Origin of the sequence: Streptomyces sp. NPDC101227, assembly GCF_044767545.1 — a bacterium.
Lineage (GTDB): Bacteria > Actinomycetota > Actinomycetes > Streptomycetales > Streptomycetaceae > Streptomyces.
In genome coordinates this window covers 329,919-355,277 of the sequence record NZ_JBIWOD010000003.1, presented here as the reverse complement: position 1 = coordinate 355,277, position 25,359 = coordinate 329,919, and the positions used below count along the sequence as shown (strand labels likewise).

Here is a 25,359-nt window from a genome sequence, read left to right as displayed (position 1 = left end):
CTCAGGGTACCGGCGGTCATGCCCCCCGGATCAAATCGATACCTGGCCACTGTCTGGCCGCTCACACCCACCCCCAACGCTGTTGACAATCGTTTCCACTATTGTTGAAAATGACTGTCATGAACGTACGCCGTCAGATATCCATCGCCGCGGTAGCCGGAGCCACGGCGCTCGGCCTGCTGGCCCTCTCCTCCTGCTCCACCGCCGGCAGCGGCCGCACCGCCGACGGCAGGCTGCGGGTGACGGCGTCGTTCTATCCCATGCAGTTCCTGGCCGAGCAGATCGGCGGCAAGCACGTCCAGGTGGCCAACCTCACCAAGCCGGGCGTCGAGCCGCACGACCTGGAGCTCACCCCGAAGCAGACCGCCCAGCTCGGCGAGTCCGGCGCGATCGTCTACCTCAAGGGCCTGCAGCCCGCCGTGGACGAAGCGATCAAGCAGTCCGGCGTCAAGAACGTCGCCGACGCGGCCTCCCTCACCCGCCTCGAAGAACACGGCAACGAGGTCGACGGCCACCACCACACCACGGGCGACAACCACAGCGGCCACTCCGAAGAAGGCGAAGAGGGCGGCAACGACCCGCACATCTGGCTCGACCCGGTGAAGTTCGCCGAGGTCGCCAAGGGCGTGGGCAAGACCCTCACCAAGGCCGACCCGGCCCACAAGGCCGACTACCGAAAGAACACCGACGCCCTGGTGGCGAAGCTGAACGGGCTGAACAACGACTTCCGGGACGGGCTGAAGAACAAGGCGTCCGACACCTTCCTCACCACCCACGCGGCCTTCGGCTATCTCGCCGAGCGCTACGGGCTGACCGAGGAGGCCATCAGCGGCGTCGACCCCGAGTCCGAGCCCAGCGCCCACCGCATCAAGGACCTGCACACCCTCGCCGTCAAGCACCACGTCTCCACGGTCTTCTTCGAGACGATCGCCAACCCGGCCACGGCCCAGGCGCTGGCCGGCGATCTGCATCTGAAGACCGATGTCCTCGACCCGCTCGAGGGGATCACCGACAAATCGCGCGGCAAGGACTACTTCGGCGTGCAGCGGGCCAACCTCGCCGCCCTCCAGAAGGCACTCGGCAGCAAATGACGGAGGTCACCGTGAACGAGCCGCTCCCGGCGCAGATCATCAATCTGCGCGCCGCCACCGCCTCGCTGGGCGCCCGCCCCGTGCTGCGCGGCGTCGACCTGACCGTCCGCTCCGGCGAGGTCGTCGCGCTGCTCGGCGCCAACGGCTCCGGCAAGTCGACCGCCGTGCGGTCCGTCATCGGCCAGGTCCCGCTCACCGGCGGCGAGCTGTCCCTCTTCGGTACGGAGTTCCGCCGCTTCAAGGACTGGGCCCGCATCGGCTACGTCCCCCAGCGCACCACCGCCTCCAGCGGCGTCCCCGCCACCGTCCGCGAGGTCGTCACGGCCGGCCGGCTGGCCCGTACGAAGCTGGGCATCCTGCGCAAGGCCGACCGGGCCGCCGTCCACCACGCCCTGGAGCTGGTGGGCATGGCGGACCGCGCCAAGGACTCCGTCAACGCGCTCTCCGGCGGGCAGCACCAGCGGGTGCTGATAGCCCGCGCCCTGGCGGGCGAACCGGAACTGCTGATCATGGACGAGCCGATGGCCGGCGTCGACCTCGCCAGCCAGGAGGTGCTCGCGAGCGCGCTGCGCGAACAGGTCTCCCGCGGCACCACCGTCCTTCTCGTCCTGCACGAGCTGGGCCCGCTGGAGCCGCTGATCGACCGCGCGGTGGTGCTGCGCGACGGCTGCGTCGTCCACGACGGCCCGCCGCCGGAGGCCGTGGGCCAGCACGCGCTGCCCGGCCATGACCATGTCCACCCGCACGCCGACCCGGCCGCGGAACCGATCCGGACGGGGCTGCTGACCTGATGGAAATCCTCGACTACGCCTTTATGCAGCGGGCCCTGCTGGCCGCCCTGATCGTCGGCGTCACCGCACCCGCCATCGGCATCTACCTCGTCCAGCGCCGCCAGGCCCTGATGGGCGACGGCATCGGCCATGTCGCCCTCACCGGCGTCGGCCTCGGCTTCCTGCTCAACACCAGCCCGGTCTGGATGGCCACCCTCGTCGCCGTCGCCGGCTCGGTCGTCATGGAGCTGATCCGCTGGTACGGCAAGACCCGCGGCGACCTCGCGCTGGCCATGCTGTTCTACGGCGGTATGGCGGGCGGCGTGATGCTGATGAACCTCTCCGACGCGGGCTCCAACGCCAACCTCAGCACGTACCTCTTCGGTTCGATCACCACGGTCTCGCCGCAGGACATGACCACGATCTGCGTGCTCGCCGCCCTGGTCCTGGCGATCACCGTCGGGCTGCGCCGCCAGCTGTTCGCGGTCTGCCAGGACGAGGAGTTCGCCCGTGTGACGGGCCTGCCCGTGCGGCTGCTGAACCTCCTGGTCGCCGTCACCGCCGCGGTCACCGTCACCGTCGCCATGCGCGTCGTCGGCCTGCTGCTGGTCAGCGCCCTGATGGTGATCCCGGTCGCGGCCGCCCAGCAGATCAGCCGCAGCTTCGCGGTGACCTTCGCGGCCGCCCTCGGGATCGGCGTGACGGTCACCCTCACCGGCACCGCCACCTCGTACTACGTCGACGTCCCGTCCGGCGCGACCATCGTCCTCTTCGCGATCGGCCTCTTCGTGATCTTCACGGCGCTCGCCGCGCCGCTGGCAAAAAAGCGCGCGAGGGCTGCCGCGAGTACGGGCGAGGGGTGCACCCTGGAGGTACCCGGCAGCCGCACCTCTGCCGCGGACGATGTCAGCGTGTGACGGAGAGATCCAAGAGCTGTAGACGGAACGACCCGATCGCTCCGGACGGAGAGACTCGATAGCTGTAGGTGTAAGCGTCCACCCAAGGTTCCAGTCATCACCTGGCACAATGGCCGACGCACGTGCAGGGGGAATTCCTGACAGTCCTGACGTCCTAGGGAGGCAACGGTGGCGACGAGCGCGGGATCTCCGGTACGCGGCCGGTCGACGCGGCAGCGAACCGCGGTGTCGGCCGCACTCGACGAGGTCGACGAGTTCCGCAGCGCCCAGGAGCTGCATGACATGCTCAAGCACCGGGGCGATTCGGTCGGGCTGACCACCGTCTACCGGACGCTCCAGTCGCTCGCGGACGCCGGCGAGGTCGACGTACTGCGCACCAGCGAGGGCGAGGCCGTCTACCGCCGGTGCAGCACCGACGATCACCATCACCACCTGGTGTGCCGCGCCTGCGGCAAGGCCGTCGAGGTGGAGGGCCCGGCGGTCGAGAAGTGGGCCGACCAGATCGCCGCCGAGCACGGCTTCCGCGATGTCGCGCACACCATCGAGATCTTCGGGACGTGCGGGGACTGCGCGCAGCGCGCGGCGCAGGGGACCGCGGACCAGAAGAAGTAGCGGCAAGCACACGAGCGAAGGCCGCCTCCCACGGGAGGCGGCCTTCGCTGTGTCTCACCGGTCTCAGGTGGCGGACTCGCCCGCCGCCAGCTGTGCGCCGCCGAACCGGCGGTCCCGCTTCGCGTACTCCAGGCACGCCTCCCACAGGTTCCGGCGGTCGAAGTCCGGCCACAGGATGTCCTGGAAGACCATCTCGGCGTAGGCGCTCTGCCAGATCAGGTAATTCGAGGTCCGCTGCTCACCGGACGGCCGCACGAAGAGATCCACATCCGGCATGTCCGGGTAGTACATGTACTTCGCGACGGTCTTCTCGTTCACCTTCGACGGGTCCAGCTTTCCGGCCCGTACGTCCGCGGCGATGGCCGCCGCCGCGTCCGCGATCTCCGCGCGACCGCCGTAATTCACGCAGAAATACAGCGTCATCGCGTCATTGTCCTTGGTCTGCTCCTGGGCGATCTGGAGCTCCTGGACCACGGACTTCCACAGCTTCGGCATCCGCCCGACCCAGCGGATACGAATACCGAGCGCATCCATTTCGTCACGGCGCCGGCGGATGACGTCCCGGTTGAAGTTCATGAGGAACTTGACCTCGTCGGGCGACCGCTTCCAGTTCTCCGTGGAGAAGGCGTAGAGCGAGAGGTTCTTCACGCCCATTTCGATGCAGCCCTTGAGGACATCCAGGACGACGCCCTCGCCGACCTTGTGGCCCTCGGTACGCGGCAGCCCGCGCTCCTTGGCCCAGCGGCCGTTGCCGTCCATCACGACCGCCACGTGATTCGGGACGAGTTCGCCGGGAATCTTCGGCGGACGCGCACCGGACGGGTGCGGCTCGGGCGTCTCGTACTCGCGCCGCTTACGCCCCAGAATCCCGCGTCGTGCCATGCGCCCCACAACTCCTATGTCGTTCGCTACTTCTCTACGTACCGGAGGGAGCGCAGGCCCCGCTCCAGGTGCCACTGCAAATACGCCGCGACCAGCCCGCTGCCCTCCCGGACATGCCGCGCCTCACACGCATCAGCCGTCTCCCAGTCACCCGTGAGCAGCGCGCCGAGGAGGACGATGGCCTCCGAGGAGGGTACGACGCTCCCCGGCACCCGGCAGTCGCCGCAGATCACGCCGCCGGACGCGACCGAGAAGAACCGGTTGGGACCGGGCATTCCGCACCGCGCGCAGCTGTCGAAACTTGGCGCATAACCGTTCACGGCGAGCGAGCGCAGCAGGAACGCGTCCAGCACGAGGTGCGCCGCATGCTCGCCGCGGGAGAGCGTCCGCAGCGCGCCGACGAGCAGCAGGTACTGCTGTACGGCCGGCTCGCCCTCGTGATCGGTGAACCGCTCGGCCGTCTCCAGCATCGCCGTACCGGCCGTATAGCGGGCGTAGTCCGTCACGATCCCGCCGCCGTACGCCGCGATCGTCTCGCTCTGCGTACACAGCGGCAGCCCGCGGCCGATCAGCTCGCCGCCCCGCGCGAAGAACTGCACATCGACGTGCGAGAACGGCTCCAGCCGCGCCCCGAACTTCGACTTCGTCCGCCGTACGCCGCGGGCCACGGCCCGCACCCGCCCGTTGCCCCGGGTCAGCAGCGTGATGATCCGGTCCGCCTCACCCAGCTTCTGGGTGCGCAGCACGATGCCGTCGTCGCGGAACAGACTCATGGCGTCATTCTCGCGCATGGGCGCGCGGGCGCCCGCACCGGAGGGATTTCACTGTTCGTATCTTCGCGGTGACGCAGCGGCACTAGCCTGCCTCGGGAAAGGAATGGTGATGCCCATGTCCAAACGCCGACCTCGCGAGTCGCAGGAGGCCGGGTGGGAGTTCCTGGCCTCGGAACTCAGAGATCGCCGACTGGCGGCCGGCTTGACGCAGGAGGAGTTGGGGGAGCGGGTTTTCGTCTCCGCCTCCTACATCGGCGCATTCGAGGCGGTACGGCGCAGGCCGTCGCCGGAATTGGCGGCCCAGATCGATGCTGCCCTGGAGACGGACGGATTTTTTGAGCGGCTGTCCCGCAAGCTGCTCGATGAATCGCCGTACGAGTCCTACTTCACGAAGATCGCCGAGCTGGAAACCCTCGCCACCAAGATCTGCGAGCACGAGGTCACGCTCGTACCCGGCTTGCTGCAAACGCCGACATACGCCAGAGCGGTGATGCAGGCGGCCGCCCCGTACGCCTGCGGCGAGGAGCTGAGCAAAAGGGTCGCAGCGCGGATGGAGCGTGCACGGATCTTCAAGGGCCCGGGAAAGCCCGAGCATTGGGCGATCGTGCACGAGAACGCGTTACGCATCCCGGTCGGCGGCGCGGCCTGCATGGCCGAGCAGCTGGATCACCTCGCGGCCCTCGTCCGCGGTCGGCAGACGGTGATTCAGGTGATCCCCTGTGCGCAAGGCGCACACGCTGCCATGTCCCACCCCATGAAGCTCATGCACTTCGCGGACGGACCGCCCATCGTCTATACGGAGGCCCTGTTTTGGGGCCGACCGTTCGAAGAGCCAGCAATGGTGAGACGCGCCACGGCGACTTACGATCTCCTCAGGGCCGCCGCGCTGTCGCCGGAGGCGAGCCTGTCTCTGATCGAGTCGGCGGCGGAGAGCTACAGGGCCACATGAGTCGATACACCCTGGCCACCGTCCAGTGGCGCAAGAGCAGCTACAGCGACCACAACGGCGGAGACTGCATCGAGGTCGGCCACGACTTCCCCGGCGCCGTCCGCTGGCGCAAGAGCAGCTACAGCAGCGGCGCCTCCGACAACTGCGTCGAGGTCCGTGACGACATACCCGGCGTCGTCCCCGTCCGGGACAGCAAGGACCCCCACGGCCCGGCCCTGGTCATCCCGGCCGCCGGCTGGACCGCCTTCGTCACGTCCGTCAAGAACGGTGCGTTGCACGCGAGTTAATGGTGCATCAAGAAAGAAACCGGCCCCGCCGTCGCCCTTACGACCGCGGGGCCGCATCACGTATTCGTCCGCCCACACGGGGCGGAATGCGACCTTCGGCATTTCTCACGCAGGCCTTACCGAGGGCCTCACAGGACGTCATGTCCCCGGTAGCATCGCGTGATGATCGGCAACACAACGCTGTGGGCCGGCCACCACATTCCCCCACCCGAGGATCCCGATGACATCCATACCCGAGGCGCTGTTGTGGTGCCTCAGCGCTGGAACGGCCGCCGCCCTGGTGCTCGCGGCCTTTGTGATCCGCGCGAGGATGCACAGCGCCGCCTTGAGACAACGCCTCAGCACGGCTGAGGAGCAGAACTCGACCTCACTGCACGCCAACACGGAGCTGACGGCCCGTCTGCGGGCGACCGAGGCCGAGATCCGGCATCTGGCGGGGGCCCGCCTCCCCGATCTGACCCTGGCGCTGGCGCATCCGCATGTGCCCGTACGGGGGCTGCTGGACTCGCGGTTCGCCGGGTCGGAGACCGACCAGGCACTGAACACCGTGCTGGAGCAGATCGCGGAGGCGGTGACGAAGGAGCGGGAGCGGGTCGACGCCGCCGCCCAGTCCACGCTGCGGGGCGCGACCACCACCATCCAGGCGCTGCTCTACCAGCTCCAGACCCAGCTCCAGGGAATGCAGCACCGTTACGACGACCCGAACGTCGCGCAGGACCTGCTGGCGGCGGACTTCCTCAACGAGCAGGCGCTGCGGCGCATTCAGGCGACGGGTGTGGTCTGTGCCGCCTGGCCGGGGCTGACCCGTGAGGACTCCTATCTCGCCGAGCTGGTCGTCGGCGCCACCTCCCGGCTGCGCGGCTATGAGCGCGTGCAGATCACCAACCAGCTGCGCGACCCGATCGCCGTCGTGGCCCGCGCGGTCGAGCCGATCGCGATCACCGTCACCGAGCTGCTGGCCAACGCGCTGCACCACTCGCACCAGGAACTGCCCGTCAACGTCATCCTCCAGCAGGGCAACCGCGGTGCCTCGGTCATCATCGACGACTACGGCGTCGGCATGCACGAGGAGGAGCTCAAGCACGCCGCGAAGCTGCTGTCCGGTGACGAGGAGCTGCTGCTCACCACGCTCGGGGACCCGCCGCGCACCGGGTTCGCGGCGGCCGGACAGCTGGTCCGGCAGTACGGCTACCGGGTGCACATCGAGGCCTCCCCGTACGGCGGGGTGCGCGCGATCGTCTACATCCCCGGCGACCCCCTGCTCACCATCCTCGACGAGAGCCGGCAGCCCATGTCCGTAATGGCTCCTGTTCCCCACCGTTCCGGCGCACAGGACCGGGGCACGCTGCCGACCCGCAACCCGGGCCGCGCCGCGCACCAGTCCCCGGCCCCCGTTTCCTCGCCGGCGGCCCCGCCCGCGTCCCCCGTCTCGTCCGCGTCACCCGTATCGGCTCCGGCGCCCAACCCGGCGGATCTGTACGACACCAGCGCCCTCGGCGTCGCCGCTCCCGCCGCCGGACCCGCTGCGGCGCCCGCCTCGGCGCCCGCTCCCGGGTTCGGTTCCGAGTTGGGTTCCGGGCCCGGCATGGGGGACGAGCCCGAACTTCCGCGCCGGCGCCGCCGCAATCCGGTGTCCGAGCTCGACCAGAACGCCCCCCGCAGCGAACCGCAGTCCGCACGCACCCCGGAGGAGACCGCCTCCCGCTGGGCCGCACTCCAGCACGGCACCGAATCCGGGCGGGCCGCAGCACAACAGTCACAGCCCCCTCGCAGTACCGAAGGGAACGCCCAGTCATGAACACCCCCGCCCCCGCTCGCCGCCGCAGCATCGAGGACAAGTCCTGGGTGCTGGCGCCTCTTCTGGAGCTGCCGCATGTTATCCACGCCGCCGTTATCTCCGGTGACGGTTTCATCGAGGGCTCCTCGCCCGGTCTCCAGCGGGATGCCGCAGAGGGCGTAGCGGCCATGATGTCCGCACTCCAGGGCGCCGGACGGGCGGTGACCGCGGCCTTCGCCGAGCAGCACGACGCCAAGCTGCGGCAGACCGTGATCGAGTCCGAGGAGGGCTGGGTCTTCGCGATACCCGCAGGTGAGAACACCTGCCTGGCGGTCTTCGCGGCGCCCGACGTGAACATGGGGGTCGTCGCGCACCATATGCAGATCCAGGTGTCGACCCTGGGCGCCAAGGTCATGAACAGCCCGGCGCGAGATCTGGGCAACTCCGCATGACCCCCCGCCAGAGCAACAGGCGCCTCGTACCGGCCTATCTGGCCACCGGTGGCCGCGCCCGCCCCAGCCGCAACACCCTGGACCGGCTCTCGCTGCTGCACAGCGCGTCGATGCCGATCACCAGTGAGGTCCGCCCCGAAGAGCGGCGCATCCTGGAGTTGTTGCAGCCCGGGGCCTTGTCTCTGGCGGAGGTCGCCGCCCACCTTCAGCTGCCCGTCAGCGTGGTGAAGGTGCTGGTGGCCGATCTCGTCGATGCCGGGCGGCTGTTCGCCCGTGTCCCCATTCCCGAAGCCGAGCAATTCGACCGGCAGATCCTGGAGAGGGTTCTCGATGGACTCCGCTCTCTCAAGTCCTAGCACCGGCGGCATGTATCTTTCCGGCGCCGACCAGACACTCGTCAAACTCCTGGTCGCGGGGCCTTTCGGAGTCGGCAAGACCACGCTCATCCGTACGCTGTCCGAAACCCCGCCGCTGCACACCGAAGAGGTCATGACGCAGACCGGCGCGGTCGTCGACGATCTCGCCGGCGTCCGGGACAAGACCACCACCACCGTCGCGATCGACTTCGGGCGGCTGACGCTGCCCGGAGACCTGGTGCTGTATCTCTTCGGCACCCCTGGGCAGAAGCGTTTCCGGCCCCTGTGGGCGGATATCGCGCGCGGCGCGCTGGGGGCCCTCGTCCTCGCGGACACCCGCCGGCTGGCGGACTCCTTCGAGGTGATGGACATCATCGAGGAGGCCGGGCTGCGCTATGCGGTCGCGGTCAACACCTTCCCCGACGCGCCGCATTACGACGTCGACAAGCTCCGCGAGGCGCTCGATCTGCACCCGGACACGCCGCTGGTGCTGTGCGACGCCCGGGACCGGGGCCAGTCCGTCGACGCGCTGATCGCGCTGGTCACGCATGTGCTGGCGCATACGCCCCAGGAAAACCAGTAGGGCGCACGACAACCGGCCAGGGCTTCACGTCCCCGCGACGGCCCCGACGCGGCCTCTGGCATGCCCCTGACACCACCGTCGTCCAGGAGAACTCGTGACTTCCCCGCACCCCCCCGGTGCCACTCCCCCGCCCGGCTGCCCGGCGCACGCGCACGGCGGCGCCGACAGCACCGGCGGCGGCATTGACACCGGCGGCTGGCAGCAGCCCGCCCACCACCCGCTGGGCCGGCCCGATCCCTACGCCCCCCTCAAGCTGTACGGGCCGGAGTTCGCCGCCGATCCGAACCGGTTCTACGACTATCTGCGCCAGTACGGCGCGCTGGCGCCCGTCGAGATCGCCCCCGATGTGACGGCGATGCTGGTCATCGACTACCGGGCCGCGCTGGATCTGCTGAACGACACCGCCACCTGGTCCAAGGACTCCCGGGACTGGCAGAAGACCGTAGCGCCCGACTCCCAGGTCATCCCGATGCTGGGCTACCGGCCCAACGCCCTGTTCAACGACGGCGAGACGCACCGGCGCTACCGGCAGGTCATCTCCGACAGCTTCGAGCTCGTCGAACCGCACATCCTGCGCGCGAAGGTCCGGCACGCGGCGGACACCCTCATCCAGGCGTTCGGCGCCAACGGCGAGGTCGACCTCATCGGCGAGTACGCCCGGCTGCTGCCGCTGATGATGTTCAACGACCTCTTCGGGATGCCGGACTCCTACAGCGAGCGGCTGATCTCCGCGATCGCCGGGCTGATGGAGGCCGCCGACCCCGAGTCGGCCGCCACCGCGGACGCCGCGTTCACGACCTACATCATGGAACTGATCGCGGCGAAGAAGGCCCAGCGCGGCCCGGACCTCACCTCCTGGTTCATGGACCACCCCAACGGGCTGTCCGACGAGGAAGTGATCCCGCAGATCGTGCTGACGATGGCGGCGGGCAACGAACCGCTGACCAACCTCATCGGCAACGCGCTCTCCCGGATGCTGTCCGACGACCGTTACTACAACACCCTCTCCGGCGGCGCCCTCACTGCGCGGGACGCCATCAACGAGGTGCTGTGGAACGACCCGCCGATGGCCAACTACTCCGCGCACTACCCCCGCCGTGATGTCTTCTTCCACGGCACCTGGGTACGCCAGGGCCAGTTGGTGCTGGTCTCCTACGCGGCAGCCAACGGCCAGTTCGGCGCCACCACCCTCGACCAGAACCGTACGGGCGGCGGCTCGCATCTGGCATGGGCCTCGGGCCCCCACGCCTGCCCCGTCCAGCGGCACGCCATGGTGATCGTGACCACCGCGATCGAGCGGCTCACCGCATGGCTCTCGGACATCGAACTCGCCGTGTCACCGGACCAGTTGGAGTGGCGTCCCGGCGCCTTCCAGCGCGCCCTCACCGCTCTTCCGGCCCGTTTCACCCCCATCACCCCCGATCAGGCAGGAGCTACCCCATGGGACAGCAGCCCGTCGTCATCGACCCGACCGGAGCCGATATCCACGGAGAGGCAGCCCGCCTCCGCGAGCTAGGCTCCGCGGTCCTGATAGAGATACCCGCCGGCGTACACGCCTGGGCCATCACCAGTCACTCCCTCCTCAAGGACCTGCTGACCGACCCCCGGGTCTCCAAGGACCCGCGCCAGCACTGGCCCGCCTGGCAGCGCGGCGAATACCACGACAGCTGGCTGCAGACCTGGGTCGGCGTCACCAATATGTTCACCGCGTACGGCGCGGACCACCGCCGGCTGCGCAAGCTGATCGCCCCGGCGTTCACCGCGCGCCGCACCGACGCGATGCTCCCGCGCGTCGAGCGGATCACCGCCGCACTGCTGGACAAGCTCGCCGCCGCGCCGGCGGGCGAGGTCGTCGACCTCCGCGGAGACTTCGCCCACCCCCTCCCCATGCAGGTCATCTGCGAGTTGTTCGGCGTACCGGACGGTGACATGCGCACCGAGCTGTCCCGGCTCTCCGACGCGATCATGGACCCCACTCTCACCCCCGAACAGGCCGGTCAGACGGCCGTCGACATCCATACGCTGCTCAGCAATCTGGTCGCCCTCAAGCGGGAGAACCCCGACGACGACCTGACCAGCCTGCTGGTCAGCGGCCGGGACGACGACGGCGAGCGGATGACGGAGACGGAGCTGGTCGACACCCTCCTTCTGGTCATCGTCGCCGGTCACGAGACCACCGTCGACCTGATCGGCAACGCGGTGCACGCCCTCCTCACGCACCCCGAGCAGCTCGAGCTGGTCCGCAACGGCAAGGCCTCCTGGAACGACGTCATCGAGGAGACGCTCCGCTGGGACCCCAGCATCGCCAATCTCCCGCTGCGCTTCGCGGTCGAGGACATCGAGATCCCGGGCGGCCCCACCATCCGCAAGGGCGAGGCGATCGTGCCGTCGTACGTGGCCGCCGGCCGCGACCCCGAACAGCACGGCACCACGGCCGCCGACTTCGACATCCAGCGCCCCGGCCAGGAACACCTCGCCTTCGGCCACGGCGTCCACCACTGCCTGGGCGCCCCGCTCGCCCGCATGGAAGCCCGGATCGCCCTGCCGGCCATCTTCGACCGCTTCCCCGACCTGGAACTGGCCGTCCCGACCGAGCAGCTGGTGCCGATCGAAGGGTTCATCTCCGGCGGCTACCGGGCCCTCCCCGTCAGGCTCACGTCCGGGGCCGAGTCCGTGGCCGGGGCCGAGGCCGATTCGGCGGCGTCGCTGCCGGCGTCGGCCTGATAGGTATCTCGTCGTCGGTCATCGTCGCTCCCCCCGTACCCCCGGTACCGCCAGTACCCCTGGTACCTCCGCATTTCGCTTCTGATATCTGAAACACCATGGCCGGCCGCTCGGTTGCATCGAGCGGCCGGCCGCTTCACGCGTCAACCCGCCGCACCCCGCTCGCGTACGCCCTGCACCCTGCGCCCGCGCATTCGCCCCGTCCTCGCCGCGTGTTCGCCCCGTCCTTGCCGGCGTCTTCGCCAACGCGCCCGCACCGAGATTTCGCCGTGCACGCGCGGGGACGGGACCAGGTACCGAGAACCCTCGACGGCCGGCAGCTCCGCCTCCCGAGCGGCCTCAGGACGGCCTCAGGGCGGCCTCAGGACGGCCTCAAGGCAACCGCAGGACAGCCCCAGGACGGCCTCAGAAAGCCCCAGGACGGCCTCAGAAAGGCCTCAGGACGGCGTCCGCGCCGCCGCCAGCAGCCGGTTGACGTCGGCCGGGCAGAGCATCAGCGCGGCGCCGACGGTCGCCAGCACCTCGCGTTCGGCGGGCGTGTACGAGCCGTCGGCGAGGGCGATCCGGGCGCCCTGGAGGAGAAGGGATTCGCGGCCGGCCGGGGCGAGATGGGGGGCCAGCGGCTCCAGGGACTCATGGAGCTCTATGGCCAGGGCGGTGCCGCACGGGTCGAGGCCGTGGTGGCCGCAGTCGCCGCCGGTCACCGCGTCGTAGGTGCCGGTCAGCCGCCCGGTGTCGGCGGCCAGCGCGGCGAGGAGGGTGAGCAGCTGGTCCTCGGAACAGTCGGCGAACCCGGACGCCCGGACCGTGGCGACGGCGCTCTTGCGGACCGCATGGGAGGAGGTGCCACCGGCGGCAAGGAGGGCGAGCGTCATGGTGTGGACGGCGTCCCGGAGCATCGCGGAGAGCCGGACGGTGGTGGGGTGATCGAGGGCGTCCAGACCGAAGTGCCCATGACAGGCGGAACATTCGAGGACCGGGCCCGCGGCGCCGCGCGAGAGGAGGGGGACGCCGAGGACGGTGAGCCGGCGGCGGCCGGCCCTGCGGAGGTAGTTGCGGTCCCCGCCGCAGTCCGGGCAGAAGAATTCCCCGTCGGCGACGGTACGCCAGGACGTGCGCACGCCCATCACACACATCTTGTGCATCACGTCAGCCCTCCGTCACCCTGCGGCCCCGTTGCCGTCATGGGACGTGATGTTAGCCACATCGTTGATGCGCCGTCAGTACCTTGTGCCGGGTAACTGGCCGGATGACAGGGGGCCGCTACCCGGCGGCGCGCCCAATCACCGGCGGCAACGCCTTCCAACGAGGACGGCGGTCTTGGCCGGAACGCAAGGGGTCACCGCTCACCAGGCGGACAACGCACGGCGCCCCGCCGCTCTGCGCGAGCGGCGGGGCGCCGTGACGAGCCGGTCCGGTCAGCGCGCCGCGCGGTTGACCGCCGAGACGACGGCCTTGATCGAGGCGCGGACGATGTTGGCGTCGATACCGACGCCCCACAGCACCTTGTCACCGATCGCGCACTCGATGTACGCGGCGGCCTGGGCGCCGGCGCCCTCGCTCATGGTGTGCTCGACGTAGTCCAGCAGGCGCACGTCCACGTCGATGGCGTGCAGCGCGTCGAAGAACGCGGCCAGCGGGCCGTTGCCGGAGCCGGTCAGCACCGTGTCGTCGCCGTCGACCACGGCCTCGACGGTCAGCGCGTCCGTGCCGTCGCTGGTGGACGAGGTCTGGGCGCTGCGCAGCGCGATCCGGCCCCAGGGGTTCTCCGGGGTGGGCAGGTACTCGTCCTGGAAGACGGACCAGATGGCGGCCGGGGTGACCTCGCCGCCCTCGGAGTCGGTCTTCTCCTGGATGATCCGGGAGAACTCGATCTGCATCCGGCGCGGCAGGTCCAGCTTGTGGTCGTTCTTCAGGACGTAGGCGATACCGCCCTTGCCGGACTGGGAGTTGACGCGGATGACGGCCTCGTAGGAGCGGCCGACGTCCTTGGGGTCGATGGGCAGGTACGGGACCGCCCACTCGATCTCGTCGACGGTCTTGCCGACGGACGCCGCCTGGGCCTCCATCGCGTCGAAGCCCTTCTTGATGGCGTCCTGGTGGGAGCCGGAGAAGGCGGTGTAGACCAGATCGCCCGCGTAGGGGTGGCGGGGGTGGACCTCCATCTGGTTGCAGTACTCGGAAGTCCGGCGGATCTCGTCGATCTGGGAGAAGTCGATCTGCGGGTCGACACCCTGCGAGAACAGGTTCATGCCCAGCGTCACCAGGTCGACGTTGCCGGTGCGCTCGCCCTGGCCGAACAGACAGCCCTCGATCCGGTCCGCGCCGGCCATGATCGCCAGCTCGGCGGCGGCCACGGCCGTACCGCGGTCGTTGTGCGGGTGTACGGACAGGCAGACGTGCTCGCGACGCGACAGATTGCGCGACATCCACTCGAAGCGGTCGGCGTGCGTGGAGGGCGTGGAGCGCTCGACGGTGGCGGGCAGGTTCAGGATGATCTCGCGGCCGGGCTCGGGCTGCCAGACGTCCATCACGCCCTCGCAGACCTCCAGCGCGAAGTCCAGCTCGGTGTCGGTGAAGATCTCCGGGCTGTACTGGTAGCCGAAGGCGGTCTCGTCGCCCAGCAGCTTGTCGGCGTACTCCATGACCAGCCGAGTGCCGTCCACGGCGATCTGCTTGACCTGGTCCTTCGAGCCGCGGAAGACGACCCGGCGGAAGACCGGCGCGGTGGCGTTGTAGAGGTGCACGGTGGCGCTGTGGGCGCCGCGCAGCGACTCGACGGTGCGCTCGATCAGTTCCTCGCGCGCCTGGGTCAGGACGGAGATGGTCACGTCCTCGGGGATCGCGCCCTCTTCGATGATGGAACGGACGAAGTCGAAGTCCGTCTGGCCCGACGAGGGGAAGCCGACCTCGATCTCCTTGTAGCCCATGCGCACCAGCAGGTCGAACATCTCGCGCTTACGGGCCGGCGACATCGGGTCGATCAGCGCCTGGTTGCCGTCGCGGAGGTCGGTGGACAGCCAGCGGGGCGCGACGGTGATCCGGTTGTCCGGCCACGTGCGGTCGGGGATCTCGACGGCCTCGTAGCGGCCGTACTTGTGGATCGGCATCCCGGAGGGCCGCTGCCGCTGCGTCGCGGTCGTGAGGGGGGTACGGCGACCGACGGCGTTCTCGGCGGGGCTCGACGGATTCGACATGATGCGTGGGGCTCCTCGTGTGTCCACTAGAGGATGGGTGTTCCCCCTGCTCCTCAAGAGCCGGGAGAGGCCGACGGGGCGGATTTCCGCAACACCGAACTCCGCGGGGAGGGGGTCGGCCTACGACTACAGGCCCTCGCCGCGGCAGCTAAGGAGAAGCAGCCCGAAACGCATGATGCTCAGCAGCGTAACCGAGGATCGCGATGACCGGTCGTCGCGTATCAGTATGCGGGACCGGACGGACGTAACGGCCTAAGTGCGACGAACCACACGTTTTCGGGAATCTCGGCCGCCGGGAGTGACAACTGAGTTACAGAGTGCCACCTTTTTGTTCATGGACCTCACTCACATGGACCGCACCCAGATGCCCGCCACCCCGGTCTTCTGCACCATCGTCCCGCCGCACATCCTCAGCAACCTCGCGGATGCGCACGAGCACGCCCGCCGCACCCTGGAGCACGACGACACCCACCGCGCCCGCCGCCTCGACATCGTCGCCCGCGGCCTGACCCCCGGCGAGCCCGACGCCGCAGCGGACAAGCCGAAGCGCACCATCTACGACGCCGGGCACCAGGAGACGGTGCCCGGCAAGAAGGTGCACGCGGAGTCCGACAAGCCCGCCAAGGACGTCTCCGTCAACCGCGCGCACGCCGGCCTGGGCGCCACCTTCGAGCTCTATCTGAAGGTCTACGGCCGCAAGTCCATCGACGGCGCCGGGCTGCCGCTGAACGCCACCATCCACTACGGCCAGAAGTACGACAACGCCTTCTGGGACGGCGAGCGGATGGTCTTCGGCGACGGCGACGGCGACCTGTTCCTGGACTTCACCATCCCGGTCGACGTGATCGGCCATGAGCTCACCCACGGCGTCACCCAGTACACCGCCAACCTTGACTACCAGGGCCAGTCCGGGGCGCTCAACGAATCCATCTCGGACGTCTTCGGCTCCCTGATCAAGCAGTACGCGCTGGGCCAGAGCACGGACCAGGCCGACTGGCTGATCGGCGCCGGGCTCCTGGGCCCGAACGTCACCGGCAAGGCACTGCGCTCCATGAAGGCGCCGGGGACCGCGTACAACGACGATGTGCTGGGCAAGGACCCGCAGCCCGCGACGATGAAGGGCTATGTGGAGACCGCCGACGACAACGGCGGCGTGCACCTCAACTCCGGCATCCCCAACCACGCCTTCTATCTGGCCGCCACCGCCCTCGGCGGCAACGCCTGGGAGAAGGCGGGACAGGTCTGGTACGACGTGCTGACCGGCGGCGATCTCGCCAAGGACGCCAAGTTCGCCGATTTCGCCGCGCTCACCGTGGGCGCCGCCCGCGCCCGCTTCGGCGCCGGGGACGAGCACGAGGCCATGGTCAAGGCGTGGACCCAGGTCGGGGTGAGCACCGAGTAGGGCACGCACGCGCGTGAGCGCATAAGGGCGAGGAAGGTCCCGTGCGGGCGGTGCTCCGCGTCCTACGGGGTAGGAGGCCACCATGCGTATTGAGATCCGGCGCACCGGTGGCTTCGCGGGCATCGAGCGCCGCGCCGAGGTCGACACCTCGGCGCGGTCCGATGCCGACGAGTGGCACACCCTGGCCGAACAGTCCCTCGCCGACGCCCATGACACCCCGCCCGTCGGGGTGCCGGACGGCTTCCGCTATCAGCTCACCGTCGACGGGCGGACGGTGTACTGCGCCGACCCCCGGCTGACGGACGAGCAGCGGGAGCTGATCACGCGGGTGCTGAAGGAAGGCGGGTAGGGCCGCTCCGCCGCGGGGCCCGCCCCGATGGCGGCCGGACCCCGCGGCGCCCGCGTCACAGCACGCGGTCGGCGCGCGGCAGGGAGCGGACGGCGTAGGCGACGGCCCAGCACAGCGGCAGGGCCAGGGCGGCGACGAGCGCGAACTTGGCCGCCGCCGGAGCGTGCAGCCAGCGGAACGCGTAACCGAGGCCGACGAGCACGGGCGCGTGGATCACGTACACCGCGAAGGCGTGGCGGGAGAGGAACGCCGCGCCGGCTCCCTGCCGGTTGAGGCGCTCGCGGAAGAGGACGGTCAGTCCGAGCACGATGCCGATGGCGAACGTCGATTCCCATGCGGCCCCCGCCAGCGACTGCCAGCTGCCGTGCCCGTCCAGCTCGCCCGGCTTCGCGGCGACGACGACCGGCAGATAGGCGAGCGTCGCGACGGTGGCGACGGCGAAGCCCATGCGGCCCGCCGCGCGGGAGAGCGTCCCCGGCCAGCCACGGCGGTGGGCGAGCACCCCGAGGACGAAGAAGCTCGCGTACTGAGGGAGGAAGCTGGGCGTGGGCAGGCCGACGTAGGGGAGATAGCTGCCGTTGGGCACCAGGAAGCGCCACAGGTAGGTGGCGAGGGCCAGGGCGACGGTGAAGAGCACGATGGCGAGCGGCCGCAGGGGCCGCGGGGCCCGCACCGGCGCGCGGCCGGGGTCGCTGACGGCGTCGCTGACGGCGGCGCCGTCGGCAGCCAGGAGGCGGCGCGTTCGGCGGCGGCGTACGAGGGCGTAGAGCGCGGCGAACACGAGGAGTACCTCGACGAACCACAGCGGGCCCGCGTCCCAGCTCAGCAGGTAGTAGAGCCAGTAGGGCAGGTCCTTGCCCTGGGCGGCGAACTCGGCCCGCAGGTCGAGGTACCCGCCGACGCCCGTCAGGGGACGTATCAGCAGCAGGAAGGCGAGCAGCGGGATGCCGAGCCGTTTGAGGCGGTCCCGGACGAACGGCCGGGCGCCCTTGCGGTCGTAGGAGGCCGGCGTGAAGAACCCGGCGATCATGAAGAAGAAGCCCATGAAGAACGCCTGGTTGAGCATGACGAAGAGGTCCAGGACCAGCCCGGAGCCATCCCGTGCGGGCTCGGTGTAGTACCAGGCGGGGATGTTGCCGTAGGTGACGGCGGTGTGGTGCAGCACCACCAGCGCCGTCAGCGCGATGCGCAGGTTGTCGACGTAGAGCATGCGGGCGCGCGGCGGGCGCGCGGCGACGGGCTCGGGTCCCGTCCGCACGGTCGTTCGCTCTGGTTCGTCCGTCATCAACTACTCCCCCGTTGAGTGCAGGTCAGTGCAGGTCAGGCAGTTCGGTTGGTTCGGTGCGATCGGGTGCGGTGTCGTGCGGTTCGGGTTCGGGTTCGGTGCCGGGCTGGGCGGCCGGCGCGCGCGTGGCGTGCTCGAAGAGGGTGGCGAGTTCGCGGGCGTGCGCCGCCAGATCGTGCTCGGGGTGGGCGCTCCAGTACGCGAACATGTCGTCGATCCCGGCCTGGAGGCTGACGGCCATGACGCGGTCGTCGAACGCGCGGAACTCGCCGCGGCTCCGGCCCTCCCGGAAGGCGTTCTCCAGAGCTGCGTAGAGCGGTTCGCTCGAGGCGATGCCGTAGTGCGGGGCCCCGTCGGCGGTGCGGAAGTTGCTGAAGATCTCGCCGAGCGCGGCGAGCCGGCTCGGGTGGTCGTACATGTACGCGGCGACCGACTCGATGTAGACGCGCAGCCATCCGGACGCCTCGGCGCGCTCCGCGAGCCGGGCGCCGACGAACGCGCCGACGTCCCCGTAGACCTGCTCGACGAGCCGCTCGATCAACTCGGCCTTGCCCGCGAAGTGGTACGAGATCACGCCCTTGCTGATCCCCGCCCGCTCCGCGATCTGCGCCAATGAGGCCTTCGCGAACCCCCGTACCGCGATGGTCTCGACGGCGGCGTCGATGATCTGGGCGCGCCGCGCCTTCTCGATGAACGAGCGCTCCGGCTCCCGCTCCGGTGACGCCCGTTCACCCTCCCCGAGGCCGTCCTGGCCACCGGGATTATTTTTTGACCGCATGGCCAAATTATGGGCCGACCGGCCAGCCGTTGTCCAGCGGCGCCGCCTCAACTCCCGGGACGGTGCGACCTCTTGACGCTGTTACCGGCGGTAAACGAAGATCCGGCGCATGACAACCGAGCCCGCGGCCTCGCCCCTCCCCCGGTTCCCCCGCGACTTCCTGTGGGGCGTGTCGACCTCCGCCGCCCAGATCGAGGGCGCGGTGGACGAGGACGGGCGGGGGCGCTCCGCCTGGGACGCGTTCGCGGCGGAGACCGGGCGGATCAAGGACGGGTCCGACGCCCGGGTCACCACCGACCACTACCACCGCTACCGCGAGGACGTCGCGCTCCTGCGGCAACTCGGCGTCGGCGCCTACCGCTTCTCGGTGGCCTGGCCCCGGGTGGTGCCGGACGGCAGCGGGGCGGTCAACGCGGCCGGGCTGGACTTCTACGACCGGCTGGTGGACGAACTGCTGGCGGCCGGGGTCGCGCCCGTGCCGACGCTGTTCCACTGGGACACCCCGCAGGCCCTGGAAGAGGGCGGCGGCTGGCTCGTACGGGAGACCGCGGAGCACTTCGCGGCGTACGCGGACGCCGTGGCGGCGCGGCTCGGGGACCGGGTGGAGCGCTGGATCACGCTCAACGAGCCCGCCGAACTCACCTTGCTGGGCTACGGGCTGGGCCAGCACGCGCCCGGCCGGACGCTGCTCTTCGACGCGCTGCCGGCCGCCCACCACCAGCTGCTCGGCCACGGCCTCGCCGTCCAGGCGCTGCGCGCCCGCGGCGCCACCAGCATCGGCATCGCCAACTCCCACGGCCCCACCTGGAAGGCCTCTCAATCCGCGGCCGACACCGAGGCCGCCGACTTCTACGACCTCCTCCTCAACCGGCTGTTCGCGGACCCCGTCCTGCTCGGCCGCTATCCGGACGAGGGCATCGCCGCGATGCTCCCGGGACCCGTCGCCGACGACCTGAAGCTCATCTCCCAGCCGCTGGACTGGTACGGGATCAACTACTACCAGCCCACCCTGGTCGGCGCCCCGCAGCCGGACGCGGCCGAGCCCGCGGACTTCGCCGGGATCGCGCTGCCCCCCGAACTGCCCTTCTCGCCAAGGGAGATCGAGGGCTACCCCCGTACCGACTTCGGCTGGCCCGTGGTCCCGCACGCCCTCACCGAACTGCTCCTCTCCTTCCGGGAGCGCTACGGCGCGAGCCTGCCGCCGGTCGTGATCACCGAGAACGGCTGCTCCTACCAGGGCATCGAGGACACCGACCGGATCGCCTTCCTGGACGGGCATCTGCGGGCGCTGCACGACGCGATGGCCGCCGGGGCCGACGTCCGCGGCTACTTCGTCTGGTCACTGATGGACAACTTCGAATGGGCCGAGGGCTACGCCCGGCGCTTCGGCCTCGTGCACATCGACTACGCGACGCTGGCCCGTACGCCGAAGGCCTCGTACCACTGGCTGCGGGACGCCCTGCGGGACCAGGCCAGGGGGTGAGCGCCCCCGCGCCCCTGGCGGAACCGACCGAGCGGGTCGGCCGCGGCTGGACGGCGTCCCTCTCGCTGGCCAACGGCGCCATCTGGGTCGGCTGGTACGGCCCGATCCAGATCCTGCTCGCCCTCCAGGCCGCCGAACTCGCGCCGCCCGGCACCTCCAAGGAATCGGTGCTGGCATGGGTGACCGGCCTCGGCGCCGCGGTCTCGCTCCTGTCCAACCCGCTGTTCGGCGCGCTCTCGGACCGTACGACCTCGCGGTACGGGCGCCGTACGCCCTGGATCCTGGCCGGTGTGCTGGGCGGGGCGGCGGCGCTGGTACTGCTCGCCGGGGCGCGTACGGTCTTCGCGATGGCGGTCGGCTGGTGCCTGGTCCAGCTGACCCTCAACGCGGCGTTCGCGGCGATCACCGCGGCCGTCCCGGACCGCGTCCCGCACCTCCAGCGCGGCGCGGTGGGCGGCTGGCTGGGCGCGGCCCAGATCCTCGGCGTCGTCGTCGGCACGGGCCTGGCGACCGTGACGGGCGGAATCACCGCCGGCTACCTGGCCTGCGCCGCCTTCACCGTGCTGGCCACGCTCCCCTACCCGCTCCTCCACCGGGACCCGGTGCTGCCGCGCGCCGCCCGCCCGCCGCTGACCCGGCGCGCCTTCCTCGCCGGCTTCTGGCTCGCGCCGCGCCGCCACCCCGACCTCGGCTGGGCCTGGCTGACCCGCTTCCTGATCAACCTCGGCAACGCGCTGGCGCTGCTGTATCTCCTGTACTACCTGCGGGACGCGCTGCACCATCCGGACCCGGACGGCGGGGTGCTGATCCTGACCGCGCTCAACGGCGTGACCCTGCTGGCCACCGTGGTCGTCGGCGGCATCTGGTCGGACCGGGTGGGCCGCCGGCAGCCGTTCGTCCTGTGGGCGGGGGTGATCATGGCGGCGGCCACCCTGCTGCTCGGCACCTGGCAGACCTGGACCGGCGCGCTGTGCGCCGCGGCGCTGCTCGGCATCGGCTTCGGCGTCTTCACCTCCGTCGACCTCGCCCTGATGACGGACGTCCTGCCGGCCGCCGCCCATCGCGGCAAGGACCTCGGCATCATCAACATCGCCAACTCGCTGCCCCAGGTGGCCGCTCCGGCGCTGGCCGCGCCGATCGTGAACCACCTCGGCGGCTACCGGGTGCTGTACGCGGTGGCGGCGGCGATCGGGCTGGTGGGGGCGGTGCTGGTACGGCGGATCCGGGGCGTGGCGTAGGGCACCGGTCCGCCGGCAGGGGCGGCGGTTCCGGCGGGCCGCGGGCTCCTTCTAGAAGCCGAGCTTGCGCAGCTGCTTCGGGTCGCGCTGCCAGTCCTTGGCGACCTTGACGTGGAGGTCGAGGAAGACGGGCGTACCGAGCAGCGCCTCGATGTGCTTGCGGGACTTCACGCCGACCTCCTTCAGGCGCTTGCCCTTGGGGCCGATGATGATGCCCTTCTGGCTGGGGCGCTCGATGTAGACGTTCGCGTGGATGTCGAGGAGGGGCTTGTCGGCCGGGCGGTCCTCGCGCGGGAGCATCTCCTCGACGACCACCGCGATGGAGTGCGGCAGCTCGTCCCGTACGCCCTCCAGCGCGGCCTCGCGGATCAGCTCGGCGACCATGACCTGCTCGGGCTCGTCGGTGAGGTCACCCTCGGGGTAGAGCGCGGGGCTCTCGGGAAGGAGCGGGACCAAGAGGTCGGCGAGGAGAGAAACCTGCTGGTCGCCGACGGCCGAGACCGGGATGATCTCCGCCCACTCGATGCCCAGCTCCCTGCCGAGCTGGTCGATGGCGATCAGCTGGGTGGCCAGCGCCTTGGAGTCGACGAGGTCGGTCTTGGTGACGATGGCGACCTTGGGGGTCTTCTTGATGCCGGCCAGCTCGGTGGCGATGTAGCGGTCGCCGGGGCCGAGCTTCTGGTCGGCGGGCAGGCAGAAGCCGATGACGTCGACCTCGGCCCAGGTGGTGCGCACGACGTCGTTGAGGCGCTCGCCGAGCAGCGTGCGCGGCTTGTGCAGACCGGGGGTGTCCACGAGGACCAGCTGGGCCTCGGGGCGGTGCACGATGCCGCGGACGGTGTGGCGGGTGGTCTGCGGCCGGTTGGAGGTGATGGCCACCTTCGTGCCCACCAGAGCGTTCGTAAGGGTGGACTTACCCGCGTTCGGACGGCCGACGAAGCAGGCGAAGCCGGCGCGGTGCGGGGCGGAGGAGTCTGTACGGACGCTCATGGCGCCCATTCTCCCTGATCGCCGGAGCCGCGCCGACCATCGCCGGGGGGTCAGGCCCCGGGCCCGCCCGCGGGGACGGTGCTGCGCAGGGTGCCGTCCGGGCCCGCGACGAGGACCGGGGTCTCGGGCCCGCCGAGGTCCCGTACGGCCGCACGGTCGGTGTCCGCGGCCCGCTCGGCCTCGGTGACCACGGCCGCGGCCTCCAGGGACGTGGCGCCGCTGGCGACGGCCATCGCCACGGCCGTCTGCAGCGCACTCAGCTTGAGCGAGTCCAGGGCGACGGTCCCGGCGACGTAGGTGCGGCCGGTCTCGTCCCGTACGGCTGCCCCCTCGGGCACACCGTTACGGGCCCGCGCCGAGCGCGCGAGCGTGATGATCTTGCGGTCTTCGGGGTCCAGCGGTGCGGAGTCGGTCATACCGGGGAGCATATGCGGGGCGGTCCGTCGGCCCGCCACCGAGTACTCGAGGCTGAAGACGGCGGTTGCCCCGCTCCCCTGCGCCGGGGCAACCGCTCTTCAGCAGGCAGCAGCCATCAGGTGGCGCCGCTGCAGTCCACAACGAGGGAGGGGCCGGTGCCGGTGCCCGAATCCTCGTCGACGAGTTTTCCGGAAACCTGCATTTCGCACCTCACTTCCCCCTTTTTGGCGGCGTCCACCGGCGCCACCGAAACGCCCGGATAGCGGCCCTTTTCCACCTTTACGGTCTTGGACCACGGAGTCTTGACCTTCTTGAATTCCTCGATATGTCCACCGGAATCCCGGGTACCGGTCATGGAGATATTCAGCGGAAGGTTCGACTCCACCTTGAACCGGACGGAAACCTTCCCGTCATCGCTCCGTGCGGAGCCGTCCTTGCTTTCCGAACTGCCGGAACAGCCGGCCAACAGCGCCGCGACGGCGACCGCACCAACCGCCGCATTGAATGCACGCATTCCTCGCAAGCTTCCTCTCGGACATCGCGGTTGGCGCGCTGTCGGCAACCGGCCAGAGCGATCTTTCCATGGTCATCGGGGCGGAATCCACCTTCCCGAAACATGGAATGCAGAAAACTTGCAGTGCACTCGGGATCAGTACGCGAGAACGGAAAGGCGGCGGCCGCCCGCGCGGGCGGCGCCCGTCGGCGGACGCGGGGTCAGTTCTCGGAGCGCTGTTCGTCGGCGCCGCTGCCGCCCTCCTGGCGGACCGGCTCGCAGAGCACCGTGATGATCTTGTTGCGGCGGCCGGCCGGGGACTCGGCGGTCAGCCGCAGGGCCTTGAGCCCGGGATCGTGGGTGTCGCCGGAGAGATCCATCTCGGCCGTGGCGCCCGCGATCGGCACCCGTCCCAGGAGCTTGGCGAGCAGCCCGCCGACCGTCTCGACGTCCTCGTCGTCGAGCTCGGCCAGGCCGTAGAGCTCGCCGAGGGCGCCGATGTCCAGCCGGGCGGTGACGCGGTAGCGGCCGTCGCCGAGCTCCTCGACGGGCGGCAGCTCGCGGTCGTACTCGTCGGTGATCTCGCCGACGATCTCCTCCAGGATGTCCTCGATGGTGACGATGCCGGCCGTGCCGCCGTACTCGTCGATCACCACCGCGACGTGATTGCGGTCCTGCTGCATCTCGCGCAGCAGATCGCCGGCGTTCTTGGTGTCGGGCACGAAGACCGCAGGACGCATCGCCGACGACACCAGCTCGGTCTCCGCGTCCCGGCTGATGTGCACCTTGCGGGCGAGGTCCTTGAGGTAGACCACACCGACGACGTCGTCTTCGTTCTCGCCGGTCACCGGGATCCGGGAGAAGCCGGACCGCAGCGCCAGCGTCAGCGCCTGACGGATGGTCTTGAATCGCTCGACGGACACCAGGTCCGTACGCGGCACCATCACCTCCCGCACGAGGGTGTCGCCGAGCTGGAAGACGGAGTGCACCATGCGGCGCTCCTCGTCCTCGATCAGCGACTCCTGCTCGGCCAGGTCCACCAGGGAGCGCAGCTCGGCCTCGGAGGCGAACGGGCCCTTGCGGAAGCCCTTTCCGGGGGTGAGGGCGTTGCCGATGAGGATCAGCAGCTGCGGGATGGGGCCCATGATGCGGGCCAGCGGCAGCAGGACGTAGGCGGCGGCGGTCGCGGTGTTGAGCGGGTGCTGGCGGCCGATGGTGCGCGGGGAGACGCCGACGGCGACATAGGAGACCAGCACCATCACGGCGATGGCGACGGCCAGCGCCTGCCAGGTCTCCTCGAAGGAGCGCAGGCAGGCGTAGGTGACCAGGACGCCGGCAGCCATCTCGCAGCCGACCCGCACCAGCAGCGCGACGTTCAGATAGCGGGTGGGATCGGCGGCGACCTGGGCGAGCTTGGCGCTGCCGCGGCGGCCGGAGCGGACGGCTTCCTCGGCGCGGAAGCTCGTCGTACGGGCCAGGCCCGCCTCGGCGCAGGCGGCGAGCCAGGCGATCACGACGAGGAGGACCGCGACCGCGATCAGCTGTGTGGTCATC

Annotated in this window: 26 protein-coding genes; 16 read left to right on the top strand and 10 right to left on the bottom strand. The window is 70.2% G+C overall.

Features of this window, described 5'->3' with window-relative positions:
• Window positions 1–119 precede the first annotated feature (119 nt).
• The 4 genes from ACIRPT_RS08390 to ACIRPT_RS08375 all read left to right on the top strand — a co-directional run bounded on the left by ACIRPT_RS08390 (window position 120) and on the right by ACIRPT_RS08375 (window position 3,390).
• Window positions 120–1,091, top strand: a complete 972-nt coding sequence (locus tag ACIRPT_RS08390) for a metal ABC transporter substrate-binding protein (RefSeq protein WP_403824076.1) — start codon at window positions 120–122, stop codon at window positions 1,089–1,091.
• Window positions 1,088–1,882, top strand: coding sequence for a metal ABC transporter ATP-binding protein (locus ACIRPT_RS08385; RefSeq protein ID WP_403824073.1), 795 nt, complete (start codon window positions 1,088–1,090; stop codon window positions 1,880–1,882). Before ACIRPT_RS08390 ends, ACIRPT_RS08385 begins: the two co-directional genes overlap by 4 nt.
• Entirely contained in the window at window positions 1,882–2,778 is an 897-nt protein-coding gene (locus ACIRPT_RS08380) for a metal ABC transporter permease (protein ID WP_403824070.1), read from the top strand. The genes ACIRPT_RS08385 and ACIRPT_RS08380 overlap by 1 nt, the downstream gene beginning before the upstream one ends.
• Before the next feature lie 168 nt (window positions 2,779–2,946).
• Entirely contained in the window at window positions 2,947–3,390 is a 444-nt protein-coding gene (locus tag ACIRPT_RS08375) for a Fur family transcriptional regulator (RefSeq protein WP_403506753.1), read from the top strand.
• Between the two features lie 63 nt (window positions 3,391–3,453).
• On the opposite strand, the gene ACIRPT_RS08370 is transcribed toward ACIRPT_RS08375, so the two are convergent.
• Together ACIRPT_RS08370 and recO are read right to left on the bottom strand one after the other, a co-directional pair.
• Window positions 3,454–4,272: an isoprenyl transferase gene (locus ACIRPT_RS08370; protein ID WP_403506750.1), complete on the bottom strand. Its 819-nt coding sequence runs from the start codon at window positions 4,270–4,272 to the stop codon at window positions 3,454–3,456.
• Between the two features lie 26 nt (window positions 4,273–4,298).
• Entirely contained in the window at window positions 4,299–5,045 is a 747-nt protein-coding gene (gene recO, locus ACIRPT_RS08365) for a DNA repair protein RecO (RefSeq protein WP_403824066.1), read from the bottom strand.
• Window positions 5,046–5,154: 109 nt separating this feature from the next.
• Here recO and ACIRPT_RS08360 point away from each other — a divergent pair, with 109 nt between their 5' ends.
• The 8 genes from ACIRPT_RS08360 to ACIRPT_RS08325 all read left to right on the top strand — a co-directional run bounded on the left by ACIRPT_RS08360 (window position 5,155) and on the right by ACIRPT_RS08325 (window position 12,173).
• The gene (locus tag ACIRPT_RS08360; protein ID WP_403824063.1) at window positions 5,155–5,994 is read left to right on the top strand and encodes a Scr1 family TA system antitoxin-like transcriptional regulator; all 840 of its coding nucleotides are present in this window, start codon (window positions 5,155–5,157) and stop codon (window positions 5,992–5,994) included.
• Complete coding sequence (locus ACIRPT_RS08355; protein ID WP_403824060.1) at window positions 5,991–6,281, top strand: DUF397 domain-containing protein; 291 nt, start codon at window positions 5,991–5,993, stop codon at window positions 6,279–6,281. The genes ACIRPT_RS08360 and ACIRPT_RS08355 overlap by 4 nt, the downstream gene beginning before the upstream one ends.
• 220 nt (window positions 6,282–6,501) lie before the next feature.
• Complete coding sequence (locus tag ACIRPT_RS08350) at window positions 6,502–8,079, top strand: ATP-binding protein (RefSeq protein ID WP_403824058.1); 1,578 nt, start codon at window positions 6,502–6,504, stop codon at window positions 8,077–8,079.
• A complete protein-coding gene (locus ACIRPT_RS08345; RefSeq protein WP_403824055.1) occupies window positions 8,076–8,510 on the top strand; it encodes a roadblock/LC7 domain-containing protein in 435 nt (144 codons plus the stop codon). Before ACIRPT_RS08350 ends, ACIRPT_RS08345 begins: the two co-directional genes overlap by 4 nt.
• Window positions 8,507–8,866: a DUF742 domain-containing protein gene (locus ACIRPT_RS08340; RefSeq protein ID WP_403506735.1), complete on the top strand. Its 360-nt coding sequence runs from the start codon at window positions 8,507–8,509 to the stop codon at window positions 8,864–8,866. The genes ACIRPT_RS08345 and ACIRPT_RS08340 overlap by 4 nt, the downstream gene beginning before the upstream one ends.
• Before the next feature lie 10 nt (window positions 8,867–8,876).
• Window positions 8,877–9,449: a GTP-binding protein gene (locus ACIRPT_RS08335; RefSeq protein WP_403506732.1), complete on the top strand. Its 573-nt coding sequence runs from the start codon at window positions 8,877–8,879 to the stop codon at window positions 9,447–9,449.
• A 94-nt stretch (window positions 9,450–9,543) separates the two neighbouring features.
• Window positions 9,544–10,965: a cytochrome P450 gene (locus tag ACIRPT_RS08330; RefSeq protein ID WP_403506729.1), complete on the top strand. Its 1,422-nt coding sequence runs from the start codon at window positions 9,544–9,546 to the stop codon at window positions 10,963–10,965.
• On the top strand, window positions 10,890–12,173 hold the full coding sequence (locus tag ACIRPT_RS08325; protein WP_403824051.1) for a cytochrome P450: 1,284 nt from the start codon (window positions 10,890–10,892) through the stop codon (window positions 12,171–12,173). The genes ACIRPT_RS08330 and ACIRPT_RS08325 overlap by 76 nt, the downstream gene beginning before the upstream one ends.
• A gap of 437 nt (window positions 12,174–12,610) precedes the next feature.
• On the opposite strand, the gene ACIRPT_RS08320 is transcribed toward ACIRPT_RS08325, so the two are convergent.
• Together ACIRPT_RS08320 and leuA are read right to left on the bottom strand one after the other, a co-directional pair.
• Complete coding sequence (locus tag ACIRPT_RS08320; protein WP_403824625.1) at window positions 12,611–13,318, bottom strand: TerB family tellurite resistance protein; 708 nt, start codon at window positions 13,316–13,318, stop codon at window positions 12,611–12,613.
• 273 nt (window positions 13,319–13,591) lie between these two features.
• On the bottom strand, window positions 13,592–15,370 hold the full coding sequence (gene leuA / locus ACIRPT_RS08315; protein ID WP_403506723.1) for a 2-isopropylmalate synthase: 1,779 nt from the start codon (window positions 15,368–15,370) through the stop codon (window positions 13,592–13,594).
• A gap of 334 nt (window positions 15,371–15,704) precedes the next feature.
• Between leuA and ACIRPT_RS08310 the strand changes: the two genes are divergently transcribed.
• Entirely contained in the window at window positions 15,705–16,772 is a 1,068-nt protein-coding gene (locus ACIRPT_RS08310) for a M4 family metallopeptidase (protein ID WP_403824048.1), read from the top strand.
• Window positions 16,773–16,854: 82 nt separating this feature from the next.
• Window positions 16,855–17,121, top strand: a complete 267-nt coding sequence (locus ACIRPT_RS08305; RefSeq protein WP_403506718.1) for a protealysin inhibitor emfourin — start codon at window positions 16,855–16,857, stop codon at window positions 17,119–17,121.
• 55 nt (window positions 17,122–17,176) lie between these two features.
• Here the strand turns inward: ACIRPT_RS08305 and ACIRPT_RS08300 are convergent, their stop codons facing one another.
• Together ACIRPT_RS08300 and ACIRPT_RS08295 are read right to left on the bottom strand one after the other, a co-directional pair.
• A complete protein-coding gene (locus ACIRPT_RS08300; protein WP_403824044.1) occupies window positions 17,177–18,406 on the bottom strand; it encodes an acyltransferase family protein in 1,230 nt (409 codons plus the stop codon).
• A gap of 25 nt (window positions 18,407–18,431) precedes the next feature.
• Window positions 18,432–19,184 carry a TetR/AcrR family transcriptional regulator gene (locus tag ACIRPT_RS08295; RefSeq protein ID WP_403824041.1) on the bottom strand — a complete coding sequence of 251 codons (753 nt, stop codon included), beginning with the start codon at window positions 19,182–19,184 and terminating at the stop codon, window positions 18,432–18,434.
• A 109-nt stretch (window positions 19,185–19,293) separates the two neighbouring features.
• On the opposite strand from ACIRPT_RS08295, the gene ACIRPT_RS08290 reads away from it, so the two are divergent.
• On the top strand, window positions 19,294–20,667 hold the full coding sequence (locus tag ACIRPT_RS08290; protein WP_403824038.1) for a GH1 family beta-glucosidase: 1,374 nt from the start codon (window positions 19,294–19,296) through the stop codon (window positions 20,665–20,667).
• Complete coding sequence (locus ACIRPT_RS08285; protein ID WP_403824035.1) at window positions 20,664–21,905, top strand: MFS transporter; 1,242 nt, start codon at window positions 20,664–20,666, stop codon at window positions 21,903–21,905. The genes ACIRPT_RS08290 and ACIRPT_RS08285 overlap by 4 nt, the downstream gene beginning before the upstream one ends.
• A gap of 51 nt (window positions 21,906–21,956) precedes the next feature.
• Here the strand turns inward: ACIRPT_RS08285 and era are convergent, their stop codons facing one another.
• The 4 genes from era to ACIRPT_RS08265 all read right to left on the bottom strand — a co-directional run bounded on the left by era (window position 21,957) and on the right by ACIRPT_RS08265 (window position 25,358).
• On the bottom strand, window positions 21,957–22,895 hold the full coding sequence (gene era, locus ACIRPT_RS08280; RefSeq protein WP_403506703.1) for a GTPase Era: 939 nt from the start codon (window positions 22,893–22,895) through the stop codon (window positions 21,957–21,959).
• A gap of 50 nt (window positions 22,896–22,945) precedes the next feature.
• Window positions 22,946–23,311 carry a cytidine deaminase gene (locus ACIRPT_RS08275; RefSeq protein ID WP_403824032.1) on the bottom strand — a complete coding sequence of 122 codons (366 nt, stop codon included), beginning with the start codon at window positions 23,309–23,311 and terminating at the stop codon, window positions 22,946–22,948.
• Between the two features lie 116 nt (window positions 23,312–23,427).
• Window positions 23,428–23,826, bottom strand: coding sequence for a hypothetical protein (locus tag ACIRPT_RS08270; protein ID WP_403824029.1), 399 nt, complete (start codon window positions 23,824–23,826; stop codon window positions 23,428–23,430).
• A gap of 200 nt (window positions 23,827–24,026) precedes the next feature.
• Window positions 24,027–25,358, bottom strand: coding sequence for a hemolysin family protein (locus ACIRPT_RS08265; protein ID WP_403824026.1), 1,332 nt, complete (start codon window positions 25,356–25,358; stop codon window positions 24,027–24,029).
• Window position 25,359: the final 1 nt, after the last annotated feature.

What these genes read in the sequence shown, in the direction of transcription:
- ACIRPT_RS08390 (WP_403824076.1), top strand. Translation starts at nt 120, where the DNA reads ATGAACGTACGCCGTCAGATATCCATCGCCGCGGTAGCCGGAGCCACG.
- ACIRPT_RS08385 (WP_403824073.1), top strand. Translation starts at nt 1,088, where the DNA reads ATGACGGAGGTCACCGTGAACGAGCCGCTCCCGGCGCAGATCATCAAT.
- ACIRPT_RS08380 (WP_403824070.1), top strand. Translation starts at nt 1,882, where the DNA reads ATGGAAATCCTCGACTACGCCTTTATGCAGCGGGCCCTGCTGGCCGCC.
- ACIRPT_RS08370 (WP_403506750.1), bottom strand. Translation starts at nt 4,272, where the DNA reads ATGGCACGACGCGGGATTCTGGGGCGTAAGCGGCGCGAGTACGAGACG.
- recO (WP_403824066.1), bottom strand. Translation starts at nt 5,045, where the DNA reads ATGAGTCTGTTCCGCGACGACGGCATCGTGCTGCGCACCCAGAAGCTG.
- ACIRPT_RS08360 (WP_403824063.1), top strand. Translation starts at nt 5,155, where the DNA reads ATGCCCATGTCCAAACGCCGACCTCGCGAGTCGCAGGAGGCCGGGTGG.
- ACIRPT_RS08355 (WP_403824060.1), top strand. Translation starts at nt 5,991, where the DNA reads ATGAGTCGATACACCCTGGCCACCGTCCAGTGGCGCAAGAGCAGCTAC.
- ACIRPT_RS08350 (WP_403824058.1), top strand. Translation starts at nt 6,502, where the DNA reads ATGACATCCATACCCGAGGCGCTGTTGTGGTGCCTCAGCGCTGGAACG.
- ACIRPT_RS08345 (WP_403824055.1), top strand. Translation starts at nt 8,076, where the DNA reads ATGAACACCCCCGCCCCCGCTCGCCGCCGCAGCATCGAGGACAAGTCC.
- ACIRPT_RS08340 (WP_403506735.1), top strand. Translation starts at nt 8,507, where the DNA reads ATGACCCCCCGCCAGAGCAACAGGCGCCTCGTACCGGCCTATCTGGCC.
- ACIRPT_RS08335 (WP_403506732.1), top strand. Translation starts at nt 8,877, where the DNA reads ATGTATCTTTCCGGCGCCGACCAGACACTCGTCAAACTCCTGGTCGCG.
- ACIRPT_RS08325 (WP_403824051.1), top strand. Translation starts at nt 10,890, where the DNA reads ATGGGACAGCAGCCCGTCGTCATCGACCCGACCGGAGCCGATATCCAC.
- ACIRPT_RS08320 (WP_403824625.1), bottom strand. Translation starts at nt 13,318, where the DNA reads ATGCACAAGATGTGTGTGATGGGCGTGCGCACGTCCTGGCGTACCGTC.
- leuA (WP_403506723.1), bottom strand. Translation starts at nt 15,370, where the DNA reads ATGTCGAATCCGTCGAGCCCCGCCGAGAACGCCGTCGGTCGCCGTACC.
- ACIRPT_RS08310 (WP_403824048.1), top strand. Translation starts at nt 15,705, where the DNA reads ATGGACCTCACTCACATGGACCGCACCCAGATGCCCGCCACCCCGGTC.
- ACIRPT_RS08305 (WP_403506718.1), top strand. Translation starts at nt 16,855, where the DNA reads ATGCGTATTGAGATCCGGCGCACCGGTGGCTTCGCGGGCATCGAGCGC.
- ACIRPT_RS08300 (WP_403824044.1), bottom strand. Translation starts at nt 18,406, where the DNA reads ATGACGGACGAACCAGAGCGAACGACCGTGCGGACGGGACCCGAGCCC.
- ACIRPT_RS08295 (WP_403824041.1), bottom strand. Translation starts at nt 19,184, where the DNA reads ATGCGGTCAAAAAATAATCCCGGTGGCCAGGACGGCCTCGGGGAGGGT.
- ACIRPT_RS08290 (WP_403824038.1), top strand. Translation starts at nt 19,294, where the DNA reads ATGACAACCGAGCCCGCGGCCTCGCCCCTCCCCCGGTTCCCCCGCGAC.
- era (WP_403506703.1), bottom strand. Translation starts at nt 22,895, where the DNA reads ATGAGCGTCCGTACAGACTCCTCCGCCCCGCACCGCGCCGGCTTCGCC.
- ACIRPT_RS08275 (WP_403824032.1), bottom strand. Translation starts at nt 23,311, where the DNA reads ATGACCGACTCCGCACCGCTGGACCCCGAAGACCGCAAGATCATCACG.
- ACIRPT_RS08270 (WP_403824029.1), bottom strand. Translation starts at nt 23,826, where the DNA reads ATGCGTGCATTCAATGCGGCGGTTGGTGCGGTCGCCGTCGCGGCGCTG.
- ACIRPT_RS08265 (WP_403824026.1), bottom strand. Translation starts at nt 25,358, where the DNA reads ATGACCACACAGCTGATCGCGGTCGCGGTCCTCCTCGTCGTGATCGCC.